Source organism: Arthrobacter sp. 10T44 (genome assembly GCF_056393885.1).
The window spans coordinates 309,305-331,056 of sequence record NZ_JBFTGT010000002.1 but is presented as its reverse complement, the minus strand read 5'-3'; the positions used below and the strand labels follow the sequence as shown (position 1 = coordinate 331,056).

General features: G+C 68.6%; 18 protein-coding genes. 4 read left to right on the top strand and 14 right to left on the bottom strand.

Annotated elements, in window-relative coordinates:
• Positions 1-105 precede the first annotated feature (105 nt).
• Complete coding sequence (locus AC1DBL_RS06040; RefSeq protein WP_476925681.1) at positions 106-1,920, bottom strand: glycerol-3-phosphate dehydrogenase/oxidase; 1,815 nt, start codon at positions 1,918-1,920, stop codon at positions 106-108.
• 125 nt (positions 1,921-2,045) lie between these two features.
• Between AC1DBL_RS06040 and AC1DBL_RS06035 the strand changes: the two genes are divergently transcribed.
• The 4 genes from AC1DBL_RS06035 to AC1DBL_RS06020 are packed head-to-tail and all read left to right on the top strand — an operon-like array spanning position 2,046 to position 5,949.
• The gene (locus AC1DBL_RS06035; RefSeq protein ID WP_441417728.1) at positions 2,046-3,008 is read left to right on the top strand and encodes a sugar-binding transcriptional regulator; all 963 of its coding nucleotides are present in this window, start codon (positions 2,046-2,048) and stop codon (positions 3,006-3,008) included.
• Between the two features lie 48 nt (positions 3,009-3,056).
• Positions 3,057-3,926 carry an aldo/keto reductase gene (locus AC1DBL_RS06030; RefSeq protein ID WP_476925680.1) on the top strand — a complete coding sequence of 290 codons (870 nt, stop codon included), beginning with the start codon at positions 3,057-3,059 and terminating at the stop codon, positions 3,924-3,926.
• A gap of 11 nt (positions 3,927-3,937) precedes the next feature.
• Positions 3,938-4,867 (top strand): alpha/beta fold hydrolase, encoded by a 930-nt coding sequence (locus AC1DBL_RS06025; RefSeq protein WP_476925679.1) that lies wholly within the window; start codon positions 3,938-3,940, stop codon positions 4,865-4,867.
• Positions 4,864-5,949: a glycosyltransferase family 4 protein gene (locus AC1DBL_RS06020; RefSeq protein ID WP_476925678.1), complete on the top strand. Its 1,086-nt coding sequence runs from the start codon at positions 4,864-4,866 to the stop codon at positions 5,947-5,949. The genes AC1DBL_RS06025 and AC1DBL_RS06020 overlap by 4 nt, the downstream gene beginning before the upstream one ends.
• Positions 5,950-6,048: 99 nt before the next feature.
• Here the strand turns inward: AC1DBL_RS06020 and AC1DBL_RS06015 are convergent, their stop codons facing one another.
• The 13 genes from AC1DBL_RS06015 to pyrR all read right to left on the bottom strand — a co-directional run bounded on the left by AC1DBL_RS06015 (position 6,049) and on the right by pyrR (position 21,649).
• Positions 6,049-8,202 (bottom strand): primosomal protein N', encoded by a 2,154-nt coding sequence (locus AC1DBL_RS06015; RefSeq protein WP_476925677.1) that lies wholly within the window; start codon positions 8,200-8,202, stop codon positions 6,049-6,051.
• Positions 8,203-8,394: 192 nt separating this feature from the next.
• Positions 8,395-9,630: a methionine adenosyltransferase gene (gene metK / locus AC1DBL_RS06010; protein WP_441417723.1), complete on the bottom strand. Its 1,236-nt coding sequence runs from the start codon at positions 9,628-9,630 to the stop codon at positions 8,395-8,397.
• Positions 9,631-9,709: 79 nt separating this feature from the next.
• Positions 9,710-10,990 (bottom strand): bifunctional phosphopantothenoylcysteine decarboxylase/phosphopantothenate synthase, encoded by a 1,281-nt coding sequence (locus tag AC1DBL_RS06005; protein ID WP_476925676.1) that lies wholly within the window; start codon positions 10,988-10,990, stop codon positions 9,710-9,712.
• 26 nt (positions 10,991-11,016) lie between these two features.
• Positions 11,017-11,280 (bottom strand): DNA-directed RNA polymerase subunit omega, encoded by a 264-nt coding sequence (rpoZ, locus tag AC1DBL_RS06000; protein ID WP_138769242.1) that lies wholly within the window; start codon positions 11,278-11,280, stop codon positions 11,017-11,019.
• Between the two features lie 39 nt (positions 11,281-11,319).
• A complete protein-coding gene (gene gmk / locus AC1DBL_RS05995; RefSeq protein WP_441417721.1) occupies positions 11,320-11,892 on the bottom strand; it encodes a guanylate kinase in 573 nt (190 codons plus the stop codon).
• 39 nt (positions 11,893-11,931) lie between these two features.
• Entirely contained in the window at positions 11,932-12,249 is a 318-nt protein-coding gene (gene mihF / locus AC1DBL_RS05990) for an integration host factor, actinobacterial type (protein WP_441417720.1), read from the bottom strand.
• Between the two features lie 399 nt (positions 12,250-12,648).
• The gene (gene pyrF / locus AC1DBL_RS05985) at positions 12,649-13,530 is read right to left on the bottom strand and encodes an orotidine-5'-phosphate decarboxylase (protein ID WP_476925675.1); all 882 of its coding nucleotides are present in this window, start codon (positions 13,528-13,530) and stop codon (positions 12,649-12,651) included.
• Entirely contained in the window at positions 13,523-16,849 is a 3,327-nt protein-coding gene (gene carB / locus AC1DBL_RS05980) for a carbamoyl-phosphate synthase large subunit (protein WP_476925674.1), read from the bottom strand. Before carB ends, pyrF begins: the two co-directional genes overlap by 8 nt.
• Positions 16,849-18,072 (bottom strand): glutamine-hydrolyzing carbamoyl-phosphate synthase small subunit, encoded by a 1,224-nt coding sequence (gene carA, locus AC1DBL_RS05975; RefSeq protein ID WP_476925724.1) that lies wholly within the window; start codon positions 18,070-18,072, stop codon positions 16,849-16,851. Before carA ends, carB begins: the two co-directional genes overlap by 1 nt.
• Positions 18,073-18,154: 82 nt before the next feature.
• Positions 18,155-18,673, bottom strand: coding sequence for a PH-like domain-containing protein (locus AC1DBL_RS05970; protein WP_476892475.1), 519 nt, complete (start codon positions 18,671-18,673; stop codon positions 18,155-18,157).
• Positions 18,673-20,046 carry a dihydroorotase gene (locus AC1DBL_RS05965; protein WP_476925673.1) on the bottom strand — a complete coding sequence of 458 codons (1,374 nt, stop codon included), beginning with the start codon at positions 20,044-20,046 and terminating at the stop codon, positions 18,673-18,675. The genes AC1DBL_RS05970 and AC1DBL_RS05965 overlap by 1 nt, the downstream gene beginning before the upstream one ends.
• On the bottom strand, positions 20,046-21,053 hold the full coding sequence (locus AC1DBL_RS05960; protein ID WP_476892473.1) for an aspartate carbamoyltransferase catalytic subunit: 1,008 nt from the start codon (positions 21,051-21,053) through the stop codon (positions 20,046-20,048). The genes AC1DBL_RS05965 and AC1DBL_RS05960 overlap by 1 nt, the downstream gene beginning before the upstream one ends.
• Positions 21,050-21,649: a bifunctional pyr operon transcriptional regulator/uracil phosphoribosyltransferase PyrR gene (gene pyrR, locus AC1DBL_RS05955; RefSeq protein WP_441417713.1), complete on the bottom strand. Its 600-nt coding sequence runs from the start codon at positions 21,647-21,649 to the stop codon at positions 21,050-21,052. Before pyrR ends, AC1DBL_RS05960 begins: the two co-directional genes overlap by 4 nt.
• Between the last annotated feature and the right edge of the window lie 103 nt (positions 21,650-21,752).

Here is a 21,752-nt window from a genome sequence, read left to right as displayed (position 1 = left end):
GGGCCGGCAGCGGTTTCGCGCTGCCGGCCGGCCACTGCGGGTTCCCCTGGGAGAAATCCCGCAGCCCTTGTGTCCGGAGGCTCCAGCCTCCGGACACTCAAGTTGTTAGGCGACCAGGCTGTGTACCTGGACGCCGTGGAACCGCTGGAGCACCTCCTGGGCGTGGTCGATCTCGGCGGTCCGCGTCGCCGCGTCCCAGCCCAGCGGTCCGGAAAGGATCTCGGCGACCTCGTTCAGCAGCTCCCCCGTCACGAGCCCGCGGAACGCGAGTGAGGTGCGGCGGATCAGCACGTCCACCAGGTGTCCGATCTGCTCGTTGGCCGCCATGAACTCCAGTTCCCGGACGCTCAGTTCCCGGGTGGAGTGCAGCAGCCGGTCGGTCCCGGCGTCGAGGTAGGCCATGACGTCCACCGCGCGGGTGCCGTAGCGGGTCAGCAGGCCAGCGGTCCGGTCCGCGTCGCGGCCGGCCCCCATGTGGGCCTTGATCCAGCGCTGGACGCCGTCCTCGGTGTCGGGGAAGCCTGCCCCGCCACCGATGGCAAGTTTGGCGGTCGAGACTTTCCGTTCCATGCCGAGTTCGGCGAGGACGTCGTTGCTGAGGTGTTCGGCGAGGGCCCGGAACGTGGTCCACTTGCCGCCCACCAGGCTGAGCACGACGGCGCCGCCGTCGGCCAGCTGCCCGGCGCCCCTGGCGGGGCCGCGGCGCTCGATCCGGTAGTCGCGGCTGACGAAGCCCGGCTGCGTGGCGTCGTGCCGGGGCAGCGGACGGACGCCGGAGAAGGTGTAGACGATCTGTTCCCGGTCCACGGCCACGTCCGGGAAGACGTGCCCGATGAGGTCGAAGAAGTAGTCGATCTCGGCCTCGGTGCAGACGGCGTCCTCGGCCATGTCGGCGTCGATGTCGGTGGTGCCGACCAGCACGCGGTCGCCCATCGGGTAGATCAGCACGATCCGGCCGTCGGTGTGTTCGAAGAAGATCTCCCGGCCCTGGCAGGCCTCAAGCAGCCCGGGGTGGTCCAGCACTATGTGGGAACCCTTGGTGCCGCCCATAAACGCGGACGCCGCGCCCATGGCCTGGTTGGTCAGGTCCACCCAGGCGCCGGTGGTGTTGACAATGACGTCGGCGCTGAAGTCGAAGACGTCGCCGGTCAGTTCGTCCCGGAGCTGGACGGTTCCGCCCTTCGCTCCGGGGGTTGCCGTGCCATTGCCGGAACCGGCTGCGCCGTCCATGGAGACCAGGGAGAGGTAGTTGCTGGCCCGGGCCCCGTTGCCGGCCGCCTCGCCGGCCTTCTCGCCGTCCTGGAGCACGTCCAGGGTGAGGCGCTCCGGGTTGTGCACGGAGGCGTCGAAGTAGGTCGCGGCGTACTTGATGCCGGGGTGCAGCCGGGGCAGCTCGGCCAGGGCGCGCTTGCGGCCGCGGAACTGGTGGCGCGGCACGGTGCCGCCGTCGCGGGAGAAGGAGTCGTACATGCTCAGGCCCAGCTTGATCAGGAAGGCACCGCGCTCGGTGTGCTTCCCCTGCTTGTGGGTCAGGAACCGCAACGGCGCGGCCAGGATGCCCGAAAAGGTGCTGAAGATCGGGATGGTGGTCTGCAGCGGCTTCACGTAGTGCGGCGCGATCCGGAGGAGCCGGTTGCGTTCCACCACGGACTCCTGGACGAGGCGGAACTCGCCGTTTTCCAGGTACCGGATACCGCCGTGAATCATGTGCGAGGAGGCGCCGCTGGCTCCCTGGCAGAAGTCGCCCCGTTCGACGAGGGCAACGTCAACGCCCTGCAGGGCAAGGTCACGGAAGGTTCCGACCCCGTTGATGCCGCCGCCGATGATGAGCACCTGCGCGTGCGGCCGGTTCCGCAACTGCTGCACGGACGTGCGCTGTGTGCTCGACGCCGGATTGCCGGATGAAACCTTGTTTCCCAAAACTGCTCCTTGGGGATCGGTGCTCTGCGGCGCGCCCACCGGGCACGTCGCCGTTCAACACTATTCTTTGGACTAATGGAAAATGGAGTCAAGCACTATGCACAAACGTGCAGATTGGAAATGGAATGTCGCCAACCCGCCAGTCCGACGCCCTCCGGGCCGCCCAGTTGTATTACCTCCAGGACCTGACGATGGACGCCATCGCCCGTGAGCTCCGAACGTCCCGCTCGACCGTCTCGCGGCTGCTGTCGGCGGCCCGGGAATCGGGCCTCGTGCAGATCCAGATCCGCAGCCCGTTGGACACCGGACCCGAGCTCGCCAGCATGATCCGCGCCGAATACAAGGTCGATGTGCACGTCGTGCCGGTGGTGGACACGCTCAACGAGGCGGAAACGCTGGACCGCGTGGCGATGCAGGCCGCGCGCACCATCGGCCCGCTCGTGGACTCGAACGCGATCATCGGGGTGGCGTGGGGTTCCACGCTGAGCGCCGTGAGCCGGCACCTGACCCGGAAGATCACCCATGACAGCATCATCGTGCAGCTTAATGGAGCCGGAAACATGCAGACCACGGGCATCACTTACGCCTCGGACATCATGCGGCGCTTCGGCAGCGCTTACGGGGCGCGGGTGGAACAGTTCCCGGTGCCGGCGTTCTTCGACCACGCCGCGACCAAGAAGGCCATGTGGAATGAACGCAGTGTTCAACGCATCCTGCAGCTGCAGTCCCGGATGAGCATCGCCATTTTCGGGGTGGGATCGGTCGACGCCGACTACCCCAGCCACGTGTACGCCGGCGGCTACCTGGACGAGGACGACCTGAGCGTGCTGGCGGAGTCCGACGTCGTGGGCGACGTCGCCACTGTTTTCTTCCGCGCGGACGGCTCCTCGGACGGCATTACCCTCAACGAACGCTCCACCGGGCCGGACCTGGCCCAGCTCCGGCAGGTCCGCCGCCGGATCTGCGTGGTCTCCGGCGCGTCCAAGATCAACGGGTTGCGCGGGGCGCTCGCTGCCGGCCTGGCCACGGACCTGATCCTGGATGAGGCCAGCGCCCGGCGGCTGGTCAGCGCCGAGGGCCTGTCCTGAGGGCCGGTCACCCGCGGCCGGGTGCCCGGAATGGGTAGAGTCGTTGCTATGAGAATCTCCCCCCGGCTGACCTTGAACAACGGCGTGATGATGGACCGCCTCGGGTTCGGGCTTTACAAGGTGCCCCCCGCGGACGCCGCCGGGCTCGTGACCATGGCGTTGGAGGCCGGTTACCGTCATTTCGACACTGCGGCGATGTACGGGAATGAGACGGGCGTCGGGAAGGCGATCGGCGCCCTGTCCGCCTTCGACGGCTCCGCCGGCGGCTCCGGCGAGCTGCACTCCCCGCTCGCCCGGGAGGACATTTTCGTGACTACCAAGCTCTGGAATGACGACCAGGGCTACGACGCGACCCTGCGTGCCTTCGACACCTCGATCGCCAAGCTGGGCCTGGAATATGTGGACCTCTACCTGATTCACTGGCCGTGCGCCCGGCGCGGGCTCTTCACGGAGAGCTACCGCGCGCTCGAATCGCTCTACCGCGAGGGAAAGGTCCGCGCCATCGGGGTGTCCAATTTCCAGCCCGCACATCTGGAGCGGCTGCTCCAGACCGCCGAAGTGGTGCCCGCGGTCAACCAGATTGAACTGCATCCCTGGCTGCAACAAGCCGAGCTGAGATCCCTGCACGCGTCGCTGGGCATCACCACCGAGGCGTGGAGCCCGCTGGGCCGCGGCCAGGTGCTGGAGGACCCGGTGGTGCTGGAGCTCGCCGCGGCGCACCGGCGGACCGCGGCCCAGGTCATCCTGCGCTGGCACCTGGAACTGGGCAACGTCGTCATCCCCAAGGCCAGCTCCTACGCCCGGATCCGCGAGAACCACGACATCTTCGGTTTCAGCCTCAGCACCACGGACCTGGACGCCCTGGCCGGCCTGGACCGGGGATTCCGCACCGGCTCGAACCCCGACGACGTCAACTAGGACCCGAACGAATGGAACACGTGGCCACCGAGCCTTCCCCCCTGCCTCCCCTGCTCAGCGCCGAACTGGAAACGCGCAGCAGCGCCTCCGCGGTGGACCTCGACGGTACCCGGGTCGCCTACTGGAGCTACGAACCGGTCCGGGAGACCGCCGACACCCGGACCATCCTTGTGATCCACGGCTTCCGCGGCGACCACCATGGCCTGCTCCGGGTGGTCGACCAGCTCCCCGAAATGCGCCTCATCATGCCGGACCTCCCGGGGTTCGGCGCCTCCGCCGCGTTCCGGACCGGCGGGCACAGCGTTAGCGGCTACGGCCGGTTCATCGCCGACTTCATGGCCGCCCTCGGGCTGGGCAAGGAGACGGTGCTGCTGGGCCACTCCTTCGGTTCGATCATCGCCAGCCACTTCGTGGCGGACCATCCCGGCGCGGTCGCCGAACTGATCCTGATCAACCCCATCGCCGCACCCGCGCTGGAGGGGCCCAAAGGGCTCATGACCAAGGCCGCGGTGCTGTACTACGAGGCGGCGGCCCGGCTCCCCCGCGGACTCGGGAACGCGCTGTTGCGCAACCAGCTGATCGTCCGGGTGATGAGCGAGACCATGGCCAAGACCCAGGACAAGGCGCTGCGGAGGTTCGTCCACGCCCAGCACAGCGCGTACTTCTCCGCCTTCGCCGACCGCGACAGCCTGCTCGAAGCCTTCAAGGCCTCGGTCAGCAGCAACGTCGCGGAGGTGGCTCCACGGCTGGCCCTTCCGGTTTTGCTCGTGGCGGGCGAAAGAGACGAAATCGCCACCCTCCCCGACCAGCACAAGCTGCTCCCGCTGCTGCCGAACGCCAGCCTCGAAGTCATTCCCGGCGTCGGGCACCTCATCCACTACGAAACCCCGGAACCCGCCGCGGGCTTCATCCGACGCTTCCTGAAGGAACACGCCGCGTGAAAATCCTTATTGACGCCCGCTTCACCAGGCTCGACCACCACGATGGCATCAGCCGTTACGGCGCCAGCCTCATTGCCGCGACCGCCAAGGTCGCGGACGTCTCCATGCTGATCAGCGATACGCGACAGCTGGCCTTGCTCCCGGACGTCCCCTACACCCTGATCAACAGCCCGCTCTCGCCCGCGGAGCTGTTCGTTGCGGCCAAGGTCAACCCGCTGGGGGCCGACGTGGTGGTGTGCCCGATGCAGACCATGGGCAGCTGGGGCCGGAAGTACGCCCTGGTCCTGACCCTGCACGACCTGATCTACTACGAGCACCCGGCACCTCCCGGCTTCCTCCCGGCCCCGGTCCGGGTCCTCTGGCGGCTCTATCACAAGGCGTTCTGGCCCCAGCGGGTCCTGCTGAACCGGGCCGACGTCGTCGCGACCATCAGCTCCACCACCGAGGCCCTGATGGCGAAGTACCGCCTGACGAAGCGACCGGTCCGGATCGTCGGCAACGCCCCGCAGCCCGGGCTGACTCCTCGGGACCCCGGCGCCGGCGCCGACAAGACGCTGCTTTACATGGGGTCTTTCATGCCTTACAAGAATGTCGAAACCATGGTCAAGGGCATGGCCCAGCTGCCGGAGATAACCTTGCACCTGCTGAGCCGGATCACGCCCGAACGCAGGGCGGAGCTGGAGGCGCTGGCCCCGGCGGGCGCCAGCATCGTGTTCCACAACGGCGTCACCGATGCCGAGTACGAGGCGCTGCTGGCCCGCACCACGGCTCTGGTCAGCCTCTCCAAGGCCGAGGGCTACGGCTTGCCGCTCGTGGAAGCGATGTCACACGCCACTCCGGTCATCGCCAGCGACATTCCGATCTTCCGCGAGGTGGGCGGGGACGCGGTCAGCTACGTCGACCCCGACTCCCCGCCCGCGTTTGCCGCCGCGGTCCGCGAGCTCGAGGAGCCCGAGCTCTGGAAGCAGCGCTCCAGCAGTGCGGTGCAGCGCGCGGCCGAGTTCAGCTGGGACGCCTCCGCACAGCGCCTGCTGGCCGCCGCCGAAGAGGCCGTGGCCCTGCGCCGGCGCAAGCGACGCTAACCTCGGCCGTTTCGATGGTTCCGTGCCAATTCGACGCGGGCGGACGTCGAGTGCGCAGGGAACCGTCGAAGCGGCGCCCGTACGCCGGCGCAAGCACCGTTAGAGAACGTCGACGCCGTCGAGCCGCAGCTGCACCGGATCGTCGGTGCGCTTGGCGGCGGCTGCGGCCTTGACCGCACGCATGGCCTTTGTGGCCTCGGAGGCTTCGGCGTACGGGATGAACAGCAGCGTCCGCACGTCCTCCCCACCGCGCCGCTCCATGCCGGCAGCCGTTGGCGTGGCTACGAATCCGCCGGCGCCCGGCAGCGGCGCCGGCCCGGCCTGCCGGAGCACAATGCCCTTTTTGGCCAGCGCCCGTTCGACGGCCTCGGTGAAGTGCCCGACGGCGGTCCGGCCGCCGGTGACGGACGCGATCCGGACCGCTGGCGGCAGCGACAGCTCCTGCCGCAGGGCGAGCTCGCGTCCGGCGTAGCCGGCGGGGTCCCAACGCAGGAGTGCCCCGACTCCCGCCGTGTCCTCGGCGGTGATGACCGCAAGGCCGCCCTCGGACGCGGAACGGACCAGGGCCGCGGCGTTGAACCAGCGCCGCACGGCGTCCTCGCCCGCCCGGAGGTTCTCGCGCCGCAGCAGCGAGTCGCCGTCGAGCAGCAGCGCGGCCGCATAGCCGCCCGCCGCGACCGGTTCGGCGCCGACCGTCGCGACCACGAGGGCCTTTGAGTCCGGGACGGTGGCCAGCACGCGGTCGCCGGAGGAAGTGACGACGGGTTTGCCCGGAAACGCCCGGCCCAGTTCCTCGGCCGTCCGAAGTGCCCCGGTGGCGCCCCGCCGGAGCCGGACCCCGTCGCAGTGCACGCAGTGCCAGTCCGGGGCCGCCGCGGAGCACCACCGGCACACCGGCACCGCGGCGCTGCCGCCGGGCCCGGCGATGGCCAGCGGTCCGTTGCAGGCGGTGCAGCGCGCGGCTTCGCGGCAGCGTTCGCAGGCCAGAGACGGCGCGTACCCTGCGCGGGCAACCTGAACGAGGACGGGACCGCGTTCCAGGCCTTCCTTTGCGGCGCGCCATGCGGCGCCCGGCAACCGCGCGATCCGCGCCAGCGGGTCGCGCTCCTGTTCGAAACTGTCCGCGGTGTTCTGGACGCGCGGGACGGTGCGGCGCATCACGGAGCGCCCCGCCTCGATCGGGCGGGCCCAGCCGGATTCCACCAGCCGCTGCGTCTCCGTGCTGCGGGCGTGCCCGGCGAGCAGGCAGGCGGCGCCTTCATGCGCGGCCCGGAGCAGCAGGACTTCACGGGCGTGGGCGTAGGGGGAACGCTGCTCGATGTGCAGGTCGTCGCCGTCGTCCCAGCACACCACCAGGCCCAGGTTCCGCACCGGGGCGTAGGCGGCGGAGCGGGTGCCGACGGCGACCCCTGCGGCGCCGCTGAGGACCCGCAGGAAGCTGCGGTACCGCGGTGTCTGGCCGTCGTCGGCCGTGAGCCGGGCGACGTCGCCGGCCGGCAGGTGTTCCAGCAGGGCCGCCTCCACCCGGTCCAGGTCGCGGTAGTCCGGCACCACGACGACGGCGCCCCGGCCGGAGCGGCGGACGGCGGCAACAGCCTCGGCAACCATCCGGGGCCAGCCGCCGGGACCAAACCCCTGCAGGGCGCTTAGCACGGCACGCGGCGACTCCCCCGCCCCCAGGTGCTGGAGGAATGCCGGGCCGTTATGATATTCCGCCCAGCCGGACGGAGGGGCAGCAGGCGGCTCTGCCCGGGCGTCGTCCCCGGCGGCGAAGAGTGCCGGGTCGAGCAGGCCTCCCGGTGCGTAGTCTTTTTCCATTTTGGCCATCCGGGGCGGGATGGCGACGCGCAGGACGTCGCTGACAGTTCCGGCGTAGCGCGCCGCGACCCTCCCGGCCAGTTCAGACACGGCGGGGGTGAGCACGGGAAGCGGGGACACGACCTTGAATAGCGGCACCAGCGGGTGGCCGGCGTCGGACGCCGCCGTGCGTTCGAGCAGGTATCCGCCAAGCTCCTGGCCGCTGAATTTCACCTTGACCCGCACGCCCGGCCGGGCCGCGGCGTCGAGGTCCGCCGGCACGCTGTAGTCGAAAGGGCGGTCCAGGTGCGGGAGGGAGGATTCCAGCAGCACCCGGGCCACCGGCAGTTCCGCGGCAAGGGCGGGCCCGGCGGCTGCCGCGGAGGCCGGGAAGCCGTGCAGCAGCGAGAGCTGAAGCGGTTGCTCCGGCGTGGCGGCGCGGCGATCTGGAGTCATGGTGCCTGCCTCCCTTCGGCGCTGGAATCGGTCAAGTAAAGAGCCTGGAAACTTCGACGATCAGGCTAACGATCAACATTAAAGCTGTAGCCAGGCCGCCGTTCGGCGGCCTGGCTACAGCACATCACAGAGCTGTGACATTGAAGAGCAATGACATTCAAGAGCTCTGCCATCCAGCGGTTCGGCCGGTTGCTAGGCGTTGAAGAAGGCCTTCAGCTCGTCGACCCGGTCCAGGCGCTCCCAGGTGAAGTCAGGCTCCTCGCGGCCGAAGTGGCCGTGCGCGGCCGTCTTCGCGTAGATCGGACGCTTGAGGTCGAGCGCGTCGATGATGGCGCGGGGGCGGAGGTCGAAAATCTCGGCAATCGCGGCGCTGATCCGGGCGGGATCGACGGTTTCGGTCCCGAAAGTCTCCACGTAGGTGCCCACGGGGCGGGCCTGCCCGATCGCGTAGGCGATCTGGATTTCCGCACGCTTGGCGAGGCCGGCGGCCACCACGTTCTTGGCAACCCAGCGCATCGCGTAAGCAGCGGAGCGGTCCACCTTGGACGGATCCTTGCCGGAGAAGGCGCCGCCGCCGTGCCGGGCCATGCCGCCGTAGGTGTCGACGATGATCTTGCGGCCGGTCAGGCCGGCGTCACCCACCGGACCGCCGATCACGAAGGCGCCGGCCGGGTTGAGGATGTTGCGGGACCGGGAGATGTCCAGGTTGGACAGCGCCATGACCGGGTCGACGACGTGCTCGGCGAGGTCGGCGCGGAGCTGGTCCAGGCTGGCGCCTTCCGCGTGCTGGCTGGAGATCACGACGGTCTCGACCGAGACGGGACGGTCGCCGTCGTAGCCCACCGTGACCTGGGTCTTGCCGTCGGGGCGCAGGTAGCCCAGCTGGCCCGACTTGCGGACCTCGGTGAGCCGTTCGGAAAGCCGGTGCGCGAGCCAGATCGGGACCGGCATGTAGGACGGGGTCTCGTCGCTGGCGTAGCCGAACATGATGCCCTGGTCGCCGGCGCCCTGGAGGTCGTAATCGTCTTCCTGGCGGCCTTCACGTGCCTCGAGGGAGTTGAATACGCCGCCGGCGATGTCGTTGGACTGCTGGCCGATGGAGACCGACACGCCGCAGCGGGCGCCGTCGAAGCCGTTCGCGGAAGAGTCGTAGCCGATCCCGAGGATGGTCTCGCGGACGATCTGCGGGATTTCGACGTAGGCGTCCGTGGTGACTTCACCGGCCACGTGCACGAGGCCCGTGGTGGCCAGGGTCTCGACGGCGACGCGCGACTCCGGGTCCTTGGCCAGCAGGGCGTCGAGGATCGCATCGCTGATCTGGTCACAGATCTTGTCGGGGTGTCCTTCGGTCACCGACTCGGACGTGAAGAGCCGGAGCGAGGCGGGCGTGGACCCATGGAAGTCTGGGATGTGCAGCGGTAAAGTCACTCAACTACCTTACTGGTTGGGAAACGGACGTCCGGCGGCGTGTGTCCCCCTGCTAAGGAGACCTTGATTACGCCAGCGCTTATGCGGGCGGGACAACCCGGCTTAGCTCGGCGCTGATGCGGTCAATGACGGCAGCCGCGACGTCGGATTTGGAACCCGACGCCTCTTGGGGTTCGGAGCCGGACCGCGAAAGGATGACTACGGCGTTGCTGTCCTGGCCAAAGACCTGGTTCTGGCCCACCTGATTGACCACCAGCAGGTCGCAGGCCTTGCGGCGCAGCTTGGCCTGCGCGTATTCGAGGACGTCCCCGTCGGCGTCGCCGGTTTCGGCAGCGAAACCCACGATCAGCTGGTTGCGGGACGCAGCATCACGGACCTCGACGAGTTCCCGGAGTATGTCCGGGTTGCGGACCAACGAAATCACGGGATCGGCGACGTCGTCGCGCTTCTTGATTTTGGTTCCGGAGACATCCGCCGGGCGGAAGTCCGCCACCGCGGCGGCCATGATGACGACGTCGGAATCGGCGGCGGCGTGCAGGGCCGCCTTGCGCAGTTCCAGTGCGGTCTCAACCTGCACCACCTCGACGCCGTCGGGGGCCGGGACGTCCATGTGGGCTGCCAGCAGCCGAACGCGGGCGCCGGCCTCGCGGGCGGCGACGGCCAGCGCCACGCCCTGTTTGCCGGAGGAACGGTTGCCGAGGAAGCGGACCGGGTCCAGGGGTTCGCGGGTGCCGCCGGCGCTGATGGTGACAGTGAGTCCGGCCAGCGGCCTGGCTGCGGCGGCTGGAAGGGCCGCGTCCGACGTCGACAGGCCGGGGGTGTTGGGCGCGGCCGGAGCGCCGGCCAGGGCCAGCGCGGCAGCGAAGATTGCCTCGGGTTCGGGCAGCCGGCCCGGGCCGGAATCCGCCCCGGTCAGCCGGCCGGTGGCGGGTTCGAGCACGGTGATGCCACGGCTGCGCAGGGTTTCGACGTTGGCCTGGGTAGCCGGGTGCCGCCACATTTCGGTGTGCATGGCCGGGGCCATCAGCACCGGCCCGCCGGCCATCAGCAGCGTGTTGGTTAGCAGGTCGTTGGCCTGGCCGGTGGCGGCGCGGGCCAGCAGGTCCGCCGTGGCCGGTGCCACCACGATCAGCTCAGCCTCGTGGCCGAGCCGGACATGGTTGACGGTGTGCACCTCGTCGAAGACGCTGTTGCTCACCGGGTGCCCGGAAAGGGCCTCCCAGGTGGCCACGCCGACGAACCGGGTGGCGGCCTCGGTGGGAATGACGGTGACGTCATGGCCGGCTTCAGTAAAAAGCCGGAGGAGCGACGCCACCTTGTAGGCGGCAATCCCTCCCCCGACTCCGAGGACTATGCGCACGTGACCTCCGTCAGGCAGCAGAGATATTACTCTGCGGCGGCTTCGATCGGCGTGGAAACGAGCTTGCCTTCGTTGATTTCGCGCAGGGCGATGGAAAGCGACTTTTCGTTCAGCTTGGTGTCGACCAGCGGGCCGACGTACTCGAACAGGCCCTCGTGCAGCTGGGCGTAGTAGGCGTTGATCTGCCGGGCGCGCTTGGCACCGAAAATCACCAGTCCGTACTTCGAATCGGCAGCCTTCAGCAGCTCGTCGATCGGCGGGTTGATGATGCCTTCAAGGTTCGTGGACACGAATTCTCCAAATTCTAACGGGCCAATCCGACCCTGCGGTTAGTGCGGGTGCGGCGTTAGCCCCATGAGTGAAACAAGCTCATCCGCTGCCCGACGTACGTCATCATTGATGACTGTGTGATCGAACTCCGGTTCAGCGGCTAGTTCTACTTTACCGGTTTCCAGCCGTCGCTGCTGTTCCTCGGCGGATTCAGTGCCGCGGCCCACCAGGCGGCGCACCAATTCTTCCCAGCTTGGCGGGGCGAGGAAGACGAATTGCGCGTCCGGGACGGCCTGCTTCACCTGGCGTGCGCCCTGCAGGTCAATCTCCAAAAGCACCGAGCGACCCTCAGCAATCGCCGCGTCTACAGTGCTCTTGAGGGTGCCGTAAGTATTTTGTCCGTGCACCACAGCCCACTCCAGGAGTTCCCCTGCCGCGATGAGAGCATCAAACTCTTCCTTGGACTTGAAGTAGTAATGCACACCATCGATCTCACCGGGCCGCGGCGGGCGGGTGGTTGCCGACACTGAAAGCCAGACCTCGGGATAGTTGTCCCGAATATAGGTGGACACGGTGCCTTTGCCGACAGCCGTCGGACCGGCGAGGACTGTCAGTCCGGGTTTCTTGCTCACGTATTCCTTTGGGCGGTGGTGGAAGCTCGGCGGGCCAAGCTATTTCTCGTCTATAAAATCTACCAGCGCCCGGCGCTGGTGGATTCCCAGGCCACGAACCCGCCGGGAGGCTGCGATGCCGAACCGGTCCATGATCGCCGCGGCCCGTACGCGCCCGATTCCCGGCAGCGCTTCCAGCAGCTCCACGACCCGCATCCGGGCGATCGCTTCGTCCGTCTCCCCCGCGCTGAGCAGTTCCGCGATCGACAGTTCCCCCGACTTCAGCCGCTCCTTCGCGGCCGCCCGGGCCAGCCTGGCCGCGGCGGCCTTGTGCAGGGCGTCGGCACGCTCCTGCGGCGTGAGGGGTCGCAAGCTCACTGAGGTCCTCCCTGCATTGTCAGCCGGGCCCACGCAAACGGCCCACGCAAACGTCCTGGTCAGACGTGACCGTGAGACGGGCCGCAGACAGCGCCCCGGCCGGTACCGCGGACTTGTCCTGAACTTACAGTCTGAAGTCGCCGGAAAGCAATGGATCGCGTCCGGCGCTAAACCTGCGGCCGACGCCATTCGAGCCAGGCGGCGGACGTGGGGCTCCAGCCCGGGCCCAGCACGCCGGAGGTGTGGCTGCGGGGCCTGGCGGACAGGCTGGCGGGACGGCAGCGCCTCCGTTCGCCACAGACGGCCGCAATGCTGTCGCCACAGCGGCCTTCTGTGACCAACCGACGCAGCAAACCCGGGGCCGGCCCCGCGGGCGGTTTTCCGCCGAGCCGGGAAGGCCTAGGCTGCGCGGAGTTCGTCGAGCGTGCGCTGCGCGGCGTCCCGGAGCCCTGCAGGCTGCGGCCCGGCGCCGAGGATGTCCCGGCTTGAGGTGCCAAGCACCTGACCGTAAGCGCTGCCGAAGGTGCTCCGCAGATCGGCGGCCGTGGCCCCCTGCGCGCCCAGCCCCGGCGCCAGGATCGGGCCGCGTACCGCCGACAGGTCCAGGTCAAGGTCCGCCAGCGCGGAGCCAACGGTCGCGCCCACGACGAGTCCGACGGAGCCCAGTTTCCCGTCGCCCTGCTCAACACCGTACCGCCGGTTCTCCGCGGCGGCGGCCCGGGCAATCCGCCGCGCCACCGAGTCCGCGCCACCGACATGCTGCACGGAGGCGCCCTCCGGGTTGGACGTCAGCGCCAGAACGAAGACGCCGCGCCCGGACTCCGCCGCGAGGTCAAGCGCCGGCCGGAGCGATTCGAAGCCGAGGTAGGGGCTCAACGTCACCGAGTCCGCGGCCAGGGCCGAGCCGTCCCGCAGCCAGGCGTCGGCGTAGGCGGCCATGGTGGAGCCGATGTCGCCGCGCTTGGCGTCGGCGATGCTGAGCACGCCCGCCTCCGCGCACCCTGCCAGGGTTCGTTCCAGCACGGCCATCCCGGCCGAGCCGTGGCGTTCATACAGCGCCACCTGCGGTTTCACCGCGGCAGCGAGCGGGGCCACGGCCTCGAGCACTGTGAGCGAGAAGCGCTCCAGCCCGGCGACGTCGTCGTTCAGGCCCCAGCGCTCCAACAGCGCCGGATGCGGGTCGATGCCCACGCAGAGCGGGCCGCGCTCCGCCATGGCCCGGCCGAGCCGGGAGCCAAAGGACTCCCGGCCGGACGTCTCAGCTGTGGCAGCCTCAGGCATGCGCTTTCGCTTCCTGCGCGACCCGCTCCTGGGAAGCAGCCAGGGCCGCGGCGTGCTCCTGCAGGCTGGTAACGGACCACTCGTAGGTCCGCATCGCCTCAATGGCCTGGACGGCGGCGTTGAACTCGGCCACCGTGGTGATGCACGGGATGCCGATCGACGTGGCCGCGGCACGGATTTCGTAGCCGTCGCCGCGGGCTTCGCCGCCGGACGGGGTGTTGAAGACCATGTCGATTTCCCCGGCGATGATCAGGTCCGCGATGGTGCCTTCACCCTCGGCGCTGGAGCCCTCGGCGACCTTGCGGACCGTGGTGGCCTGCAGGCCGTTGCGCCGCAGCACGTCGGCGGTGCCGCCGGTGGAGACGATCTCGAAGCCGAGGTCGGAGAGGCGCTTCACGGCCATGATGACGGCGCGCTTGTCCCGGTTGGCGACCGAGACGAAGACCTTGCCCTCGGTGGGCAGCGCGTTGTTGGCCGCGGCCTGGCTCTTGGCGAAGGCCGTGTCGAAGTGCTTGTCGATGCCCATGACCTCGCCGGTGGAGCGCATTTCCGGGCCAAGCAGGGAGTCCACCACCTTGCCCTCAAGGGTGCGGAAGCGGCTGAACGGCAGCACCGCTTCCTTGACCGCCACCGGGGCGTCCAGCGGCAGCGTGGAGCCGTCGCCGGATTCCGGCAGCATTTTGTAGGCAGTGCGGAGCTGGTTGATGGTGACGCCGGTGCCGATCAGTGCTGCCGCCTTGGCCATCTGCACACCCGTCGCCTTGGAGACGAAGGGCACGGTGCGGGAGGCGCGCGGGTTGGCCTCGAGCACGTAGAGCACGTCGGAGGCGAGGGCGAACTGGATGTTGATCAGGCCGCGGACGCCGACGCCTTCGGCGATGGCCCGTGTGGCGGTCCGGACCCGGTCGATCACGTTGTTGCCCAGGGTGATCGGGGGCAGCACGCAGGCGGAGTCGCCGGAGTGGATTCCAGCTTCCTCGATGTGTTCCATGATGCCGCCGAGGTACATGTCCTTCCCGTCGTAGAGGGCGTCGACGTCGATTTCGACGGCGTCCTCGAGGAAGCGGTCAATCAGCACCGGGTGGTCCGGGGTGATTTCGGTGGCGTTGGCGATGTAGCGGGAGAGGTTCGCTTCGTCGTAGACGATCTCCATGCCGCGGCCGCCGAGCACGTAGGACGGGCGGACCAGGACCGGGTAGCCGATCTCGTCGGCGATCTTCTTGGCGTCCTCGAAGGAGACGGCGGTGCCGTTCTTCGGGGAGATCAGCCCGGCCTCATCAAGCACCCGGGAGAAGGCGCCGCGGTGCTCGGCCAGGTCGATGGCCTCCGGGGAGGTGCCGAGGATCGGCACGCCGGCGTCGGCGAGCTGCTGGGCGAGCTTGAGCGGGGTCTGGCCGCCGAGCTGGACGAACACGCCCATCACACCGCCGGTCCGCTCTTCGGCTGCAATGACCTCGAGGACGTCCTCGAGGGTGAGCGGCTCGAAGTAGAGCCGGGTGGAGACGTCGTAGTCGGTGGAGACAGTCTCCGGGTTGCAGTTGACCATCACGGTCTCGTAACCGGCCTTGCGCAGCGCCATCGAGGCATGCACGCAGGAGTAGTCAAACTCGATGCCCTGGCCGATCCGGTTCGGCCCGGAGCCGAGGATGATGATGGACGGCTTGGCGTGCAGCGCCACCTCGTCCTCCTCGTCGTAGGACGAGTAGTGGTACGGCGTGTACGCGGCGAACTCCGCGGCGCAGGTGTCCACGGTCTTGTAGACCGGGCGGATGCCGAGGGCCTGCCGGACGCCGCGGACGACGTCCTCGGAGTTGTGCGTCAGTGCCCCGATCTGCGCGTCGGAGAAGCCGTGCCGCTTGGCGCGCTGCAGCATCTCCTGGGTCAGGGCGGTGGAGTGGCGGATTTCCTGCGAGATCTCGTTCAGCAGCTGGAGCTGGTCCAGGTACCAAGGGTCGATCTTGGTGGCCTCGAACAGCTGTTCCAGGGTGGCGCCGCCGAGCAGCGCGCGCTGGACCTGGTGCAGGCGTTCGTTGCTGGGGCGCTTGGCCTTCTCGATCAGTTCCGGGACTTCCCATTCCGGGACCGGGCTGAAGTCCAGCTGGGAGCCCTTCTGTTCCAGGGACCGCAGCGCCTTCTGCAGCGCCTCGGTGAAGTTCCGGCCCATGGCCATGGCCTCGCCCACCGACTTCATGGTGGTGGTCAGCGTGGAGTCCGCGGCGGGGAACTTCTCGAAGGCGAAGCGCGGGACCTTGACGACAACGTAGTCGAGGGTCGGCTCGAAGGAGGCCGGCGTCTTCTGCGTGATGTCGTTCGGGATCTCGTCCAGGGTGTAGCCGAGCGAGAGCTTGGTGGCGATCTTGGCGATCGCGAAGCCGGTGGCCTTGGAGGCCAGGGCCGAGGAGCGGGAGACGCGGGGGTTCATCTCGATCACCACGACGCGGCCGGTGTCCGGCTCGACGGCGAACTGGATGTTGCAGCCTCCGGTGTCGACGCCGACTTCGCGGATGACGGCGATCGAGATGTCGCGAAGCCGCTGGTACTCACGGTCCGTCAGGGTCAGCGCCGGGGCGACGGTGATGGAGTCGCCGGTGTGCACGCCCACCGGGTCGAAGTTCTCGATGGAGCAGACCACTACGACGTTGTCGTTCTTGTCCCGCATCATCTCGAGTTCGTATTCCTTCCACCCGAGGATGCTCTCTTCGAGCAGCACCTCGGACGTGGGGCTGTACTGCAGGCCCTGGCCGACGATCCGGCGCAGGTCCTGCTCGTTGTAGGCCAGGCCGGAGCCGAGGCCGCCCATCGTGAAGGAGGGCCGGACCACCATCGGGTAGCCCAGGTCCTGGGCCGCGGTGAGGGCCTCGTCCATGCTGTGGATGATGTGGCTGCGCGCGGATTCGGCGCCGCAGCGCTCCACGACGCCCTTGAACTTCTCGCGGTCCTCACCGAGCTCGATCGCGGCGATGTTGGCGCCGATCAGCTCGACGTTGTACTTCTCCAGCACACCGTTCTTGTCCAGGGCGATCGCCGTGTTCAGTGCGGTCTGGCCGCCCAGGGTGGGCAGCAGTGCGTCCGGGCGTTCCTTGGCGATGATCTTCTCGACCACCTCGGGCGTGATCGGCTCGATGTACGTGGCGTCGGCGAACTCCGGGTCGGTCATGATCGTGGCCGGGTTGGAGTTGACGAGGATGACGCGCAGGCCTTCCTCCTTGAGGACGCGCAGTGCCTGGGTGCCGGAGTAGTCGAATTCGGCCGCCTGGCCGATGACGATCGGGCCGGAACCGATGACCAGGACGCTCTTAAGGTCAGTTCTCTTGGGCATTACTTCTTGTCCTCAGTCTTGGAGTCGGTGGCAGTCTTGGTGTCGGCGTTCTTGGTGTCCGCCATCAGCTCGATGAAGCGGTCGAAGAGGTAGGCGGCGTCGTGCGGGCCGGAAGCCGCCTCGGGGTGGTACTGGACCGAGAAGGCGGGAATGTCAAGGCAGTACAGGCCCTCGACGACGTCGTCGTTGAGGCTGACGTGGCTGACCTCGACGCGGCCGAAGCGCTCCTCCGGAGCCTGGGTGGCGCCTTCGAGCGGGGCGTCGACGGCGAAGCCGTGGTTCTGCGAGGTGATTTCGACCTTGCCGGTGCGGCGGTCCATGACGGGCTGGTTGATGCCGCGGTGGCCGTAGCGGAGCTTGTAGGTGCCGAAGCCGAGGGCGCGGCCCAGGATCTGGTTGCCGAAGCAGATGCCGAAGTAGGGCAGCTTGGCGTCCAGAACGGAGCGCAGCAGGTTTACCTGGCTGTCGGCGGTGGCGGGGTCGCCGGGGCCGTTGGACATGAAGACGCCGTCGGGGTTGACGGCTTTGACGTCTTCGAGCGTGGCGGTGGCCGGCAGGACGTGGACCCGGACGCCGCGTTCGGCGAAGCGGATCGGGGTCATGCGCTTGATGCCAAGGTCGATCGCGGCGATGCTGAACCGCGGCTCGCCCTCCCAGCCCCAGTCGGCGGGCTCGACGGTGTACGCCTCGTCGACGCTGACTTCCTCAGCCAGCCGGGAGCCTTCCATCGGCGCGCTGGCCAGCACGGTGTCCACCAGCTCCTTGTCCGTGGCGCCGGCGGCCTCGCCGGAGAAAATCCCGGCGCGCATGGTCTTGTGTTCGCGCAGGTGCCGGGTGATGGCGCGGGTGTCGACGCCCTGGATTCCCACGATGCCCTGGTCGACGAGTTCCTCGTCGAGGCTGCGCTCCGAGCGCCAGTTCGACGCGCGGCGTGCGGCGTCGCGGACGATGTAGCCGGCCACCCAGATGCGGCGGGATTCGGCGTCGTCCTTGTTCACACCGGTGTTGCCGATGTGCGGCGCGGTCTGCACCACCAGCTGGCGGGCGTAGGACGGGTCGGTGATGGTTTCCTGGTAGCCGGTCATGCCGGTCGCGAAGACCGCCTCGCCCAGCGCGGTGCCGGTCGCCCCATAGCTGCGGCCGCGGAAGATCCGGCCGTCTTCGAGCACGAGCACGGCGGGGGTGGAGGCTGCTGCAGCGGGTGCAGAGTCGTTTGCTGTCACTGTTTCTTCAATCACTTCTGTTCCTGACACTGCTGCTTCTGACACTGCTGTCTCTGACACTGCGTGGGAGTCTGTCACGTCGTTACTTTCCACTATCGGCTTCTGCCTGAGGGGCTGCGGAGATCAAATCTTGGAGGGTGGACAGGAGCAGGGACTTGTCCTCGGCACGGCGGGTGCGGAAGCCGGTGTCCAGCTCCTTGGCGCCGAGCATCCAGCTGAGAACCAGGAGACCGTCCTTTTCGACGAACTTCCCGGCCATGCCGCTTTCCTGCCGGACGCCGGTGAGGCTGGCGGCCGGGATGAACACGGGGGCGGCGCCGGAGCGGTCGAACAACACGCCTTCGGGGTGGACGCTGAGTTCGGCGTTGGTGCGCAGGCCCAACTGGTGGACGGCGATCCGGTCCAGCCAGTCGCCGGCGGTGGTGGAGGCGACGTACTGGCCCTCGGCGGCTGCCAGCGTTCCGCCCAGTTCGGCGGGAACGGCCGGGAGCGGATCGACGTCGGCCTGGCGTCGCAGCCGATTGCGCCAGCCGATCCAGATCAGGACCAGCGCGACGCCGATCAGGACCAGCGTGAAGAGCAGGGAGAGTTCCTTGACCATCAGGGGCGGACCGCCGTGTCCGGCACGTCTGTGCTGTCGGGGAGCCACCGGTACGGGGTGTTGAGTTCCCCGTCCAGGACGGTCGGATGACCCTTGAAGAAGGTGGCCACCACCTTGCCCGGGAGTTCCCGGCCGGCAAACGGAGAGTTACGGCCCATGGTTGCCATCTTAGAAGGGTCCACGGTCCAGCGCGCAGCCGGGTCCACGAGTATGACGTTGGCGGGTTCACCGGTCTCCAGCGGCCGGCCCTGGTCCTCCAGCCGGCCGATCGCGGCAGGCGTGGTGGAGGTCACGCGGGCGAAGTCGGCCCACGTCATCAGCCCGGTCTCGATCATGGTGTGCTGCACCACCGACAGGGCGGTTTCCAGCCCGGTCATGCCCATCGCGGCCTGCGCCCATTCGCATTCCTTGTGTTCGCTCGGGTGCGGGGCGTGGTCGGTGCCGACGACGTCGATTGTGCCGTCCGCCAGGGCGGCGCGCAGGGCCTGGACGTCCTCGTCGGTGCGCAGCGGCGGGTTGACCTTGTAGACCGGGTCGTAGCTGCGGACCAGCTCGTCGGTCAGCCACAGGTGGTGCGGCGTGACCTCGGCAGTGACGTTGATGCCGCGTGACTTGGCCCAGCGCACGATTTCCACCGAGCCCGCGGTGGAGACATGGCAGACGTGCAGCCGGGATCCGACGTGCTGGGCGAGCAGGACGTCGCGGGCGATGATGCTCTCCTCGGCGACGGCGGGCCAGCCGGTGAGGCCGAGGACCGCGGAGACGACGCCCTCGTTCATCTGCGCTCCCGCGGTGAGGCGGGGCTCCTGCGCGTGCTGGGCGACGACGCCGTCGAACGCCTTGACGTATTCGAGGGCACGGCGCATCAGCACGGGGTCGCTGACGCAGATGCCGTCGTCGGAAAAGACCCGGACCCGGGCGCGGGAGTCGGCCATGGCGCCGAGCTCGGCGAGCTGCTCGCCGGCCAGGCCGACGGTGACGGCACCGACCGGGCGGACGTCCACCCAGCCGGCTGTGCGGCCCAGGGTGAGGACCTGCTCGACGACACCGGCGGTGTCCGCCACCGGCGTGCTGTTGGCCATCGCGTGCACGGCGGTGTAACCGCCCAGGGCCGCGGCGCGGGTGCCGGTCTCGACCGTTTCGGCGTCCTCACGGCCGGGCTCGCGCAGGTGGGTGTGGATGTCCACCATGCCGGGCAGGGCGACGAGGCCGGCCGCATCGATGACTGTTGCGTTCCCGGCGTCGAGGTCCTGGCCGCGGGCTGCGATGACGCCGTCGCGGATCAGCAGGTCTTCAGCGGCCCCGCCGAGGATCGAGGCTCCCCGGATGAGGTAGGCGCCGGTGCTGCCTGTGTCCTGTTGCTGTGATGCCATCAGTGGCTCTCCTTGGAATAGGCGGCGGTGGAGGTTGCTGGTTCGCGGGTGTCCCCGGAGAGCAGCAGGTACAGTGCGGCCATCCGGATCGACACGCCGTTGCGCACCTGTGCCAGCACGGTGGAGCGGGGCGAGTCGGCGGCGGCCGAGGAAATTTCCAGCCCGCGGTTCATCGGACCGGGGTGCATGATGATCGTGTCCTTCAGGCCCAGGCTGTCGAGGGCGCGGAGGCGGTTGTCGTCGAAGCCCCAGCGCCGTGAGTACTCGCGGGTGGTCGGGAAGAACGAAGCGTTCATCCGCTCGCCCTGTACGCGCAGCATCATCATCGCGTCAACGCCCCGGGCGAGGGTCTCGTCGAGGTCGTAGCTGACCGTGCAGGGCCACTCTTCGACGCCGATGGGCAGCAGCGTGGGCGGGGCCACGAGGGTGACTTCCGCCCCCAGGGTGCGCAGCAGCCAGACGTTGGAACGGGCCACGCGGGAGTGCAGCACGTCGCCGGCGATCGCGACGCGCATGCCTTTCAGGTCCGCGCCGGCGGACGGGCTGCCGGCGAGCTGCGACCAGTGCCGGCGCATGGTGAAGGCGTCCAGCAGCGCCTGGGTGGGGTGCTCATGGGTGCCGTCGCCGGCGTTGATGACGGCGGCGTCGATCCAGTCGGTCGCCGCCAGCCGGTGCGGGGCACCGGAGGCCCAGTGCCGGATGACGACGGCGTCGGCTCCCATGGCGGCGAGCGTCTGGGCGGTGTCCTTGAGGGATTCGCCCTTGGAGACGGAGGAACCCTTCGCAGCGAAATTGATGACGTCCGCGGAGAGCCGTTTGGCGGCTGCTTCGAAGGAGATGCGGGTGCGGGTGGAGTCCTCGAAGAAAAGGTTGACCACGGTGCGGCCGCGCAGCGCCGGCAGCTTCTTGACCTCGCGCTCCCCCACCGCGGCCATCTCTTCGGCGGTGTCGAGGATGCGGATGGCGTTGGCGTAGCTGAGGTCTTCGGTGGAGAGCAGGTGCTTCATGCGGTGGCCTCGATAACAACTTCGTTCACGGCTTCGCCGTCGGTTGAGTCGGTTTCTTCCAGCCGGACGCGGACCTTCTCCGCGGAGGAGGTGGGGAGGTTCTTGCCGACGTGGTCGGCGCGGATGGGCAGCTCCCGGTGGCCGCGGTCGATCAGGACGGCCAGCCGGACGATCCGGGGACGGCCCAGGTCGATGATCGCGTCCAGCGCGGCGCGGATGGTACGGCCGGAGTAGAGGACGTCGTCGATCAGCACCACTACCTTGTTGTCGATCCCGGTGCGGGGCAACTGGGTGGGGTACGGGGGCCGGGTCGGCTGGTGCGAGAGGTCGTCGCGGAACATGGTGACGTCCAACTGGCCCACGATCGCGGCCGGGTCCACGTTGGGATCGGCGGCGGCAATCTTGGCGGCGAGCCGGACGGCGAGCGGATAGCCCCGCCGCGGGATGCCCAGCAGGACCAGGTCCTGGGAGCCCTTGTTGGACTCAAGAATTTCATGGGCGATACGAGTGAGTGCACGGTCGATGTCAGCCTGGTTGAGGACAACCCTGCTGAGCTGGACCTTGGCCGGAACCGGTGCTTCTGGAACAGAAGTCAACGCTCGTCTCCCCTTTCCCCGCCTCACGGGACGGAATTAAAAAAGGATCATTTGCTCCTTCAAATTACCACACGGGCCGCCGCCTCCCGGCCCCGGAGCAGGC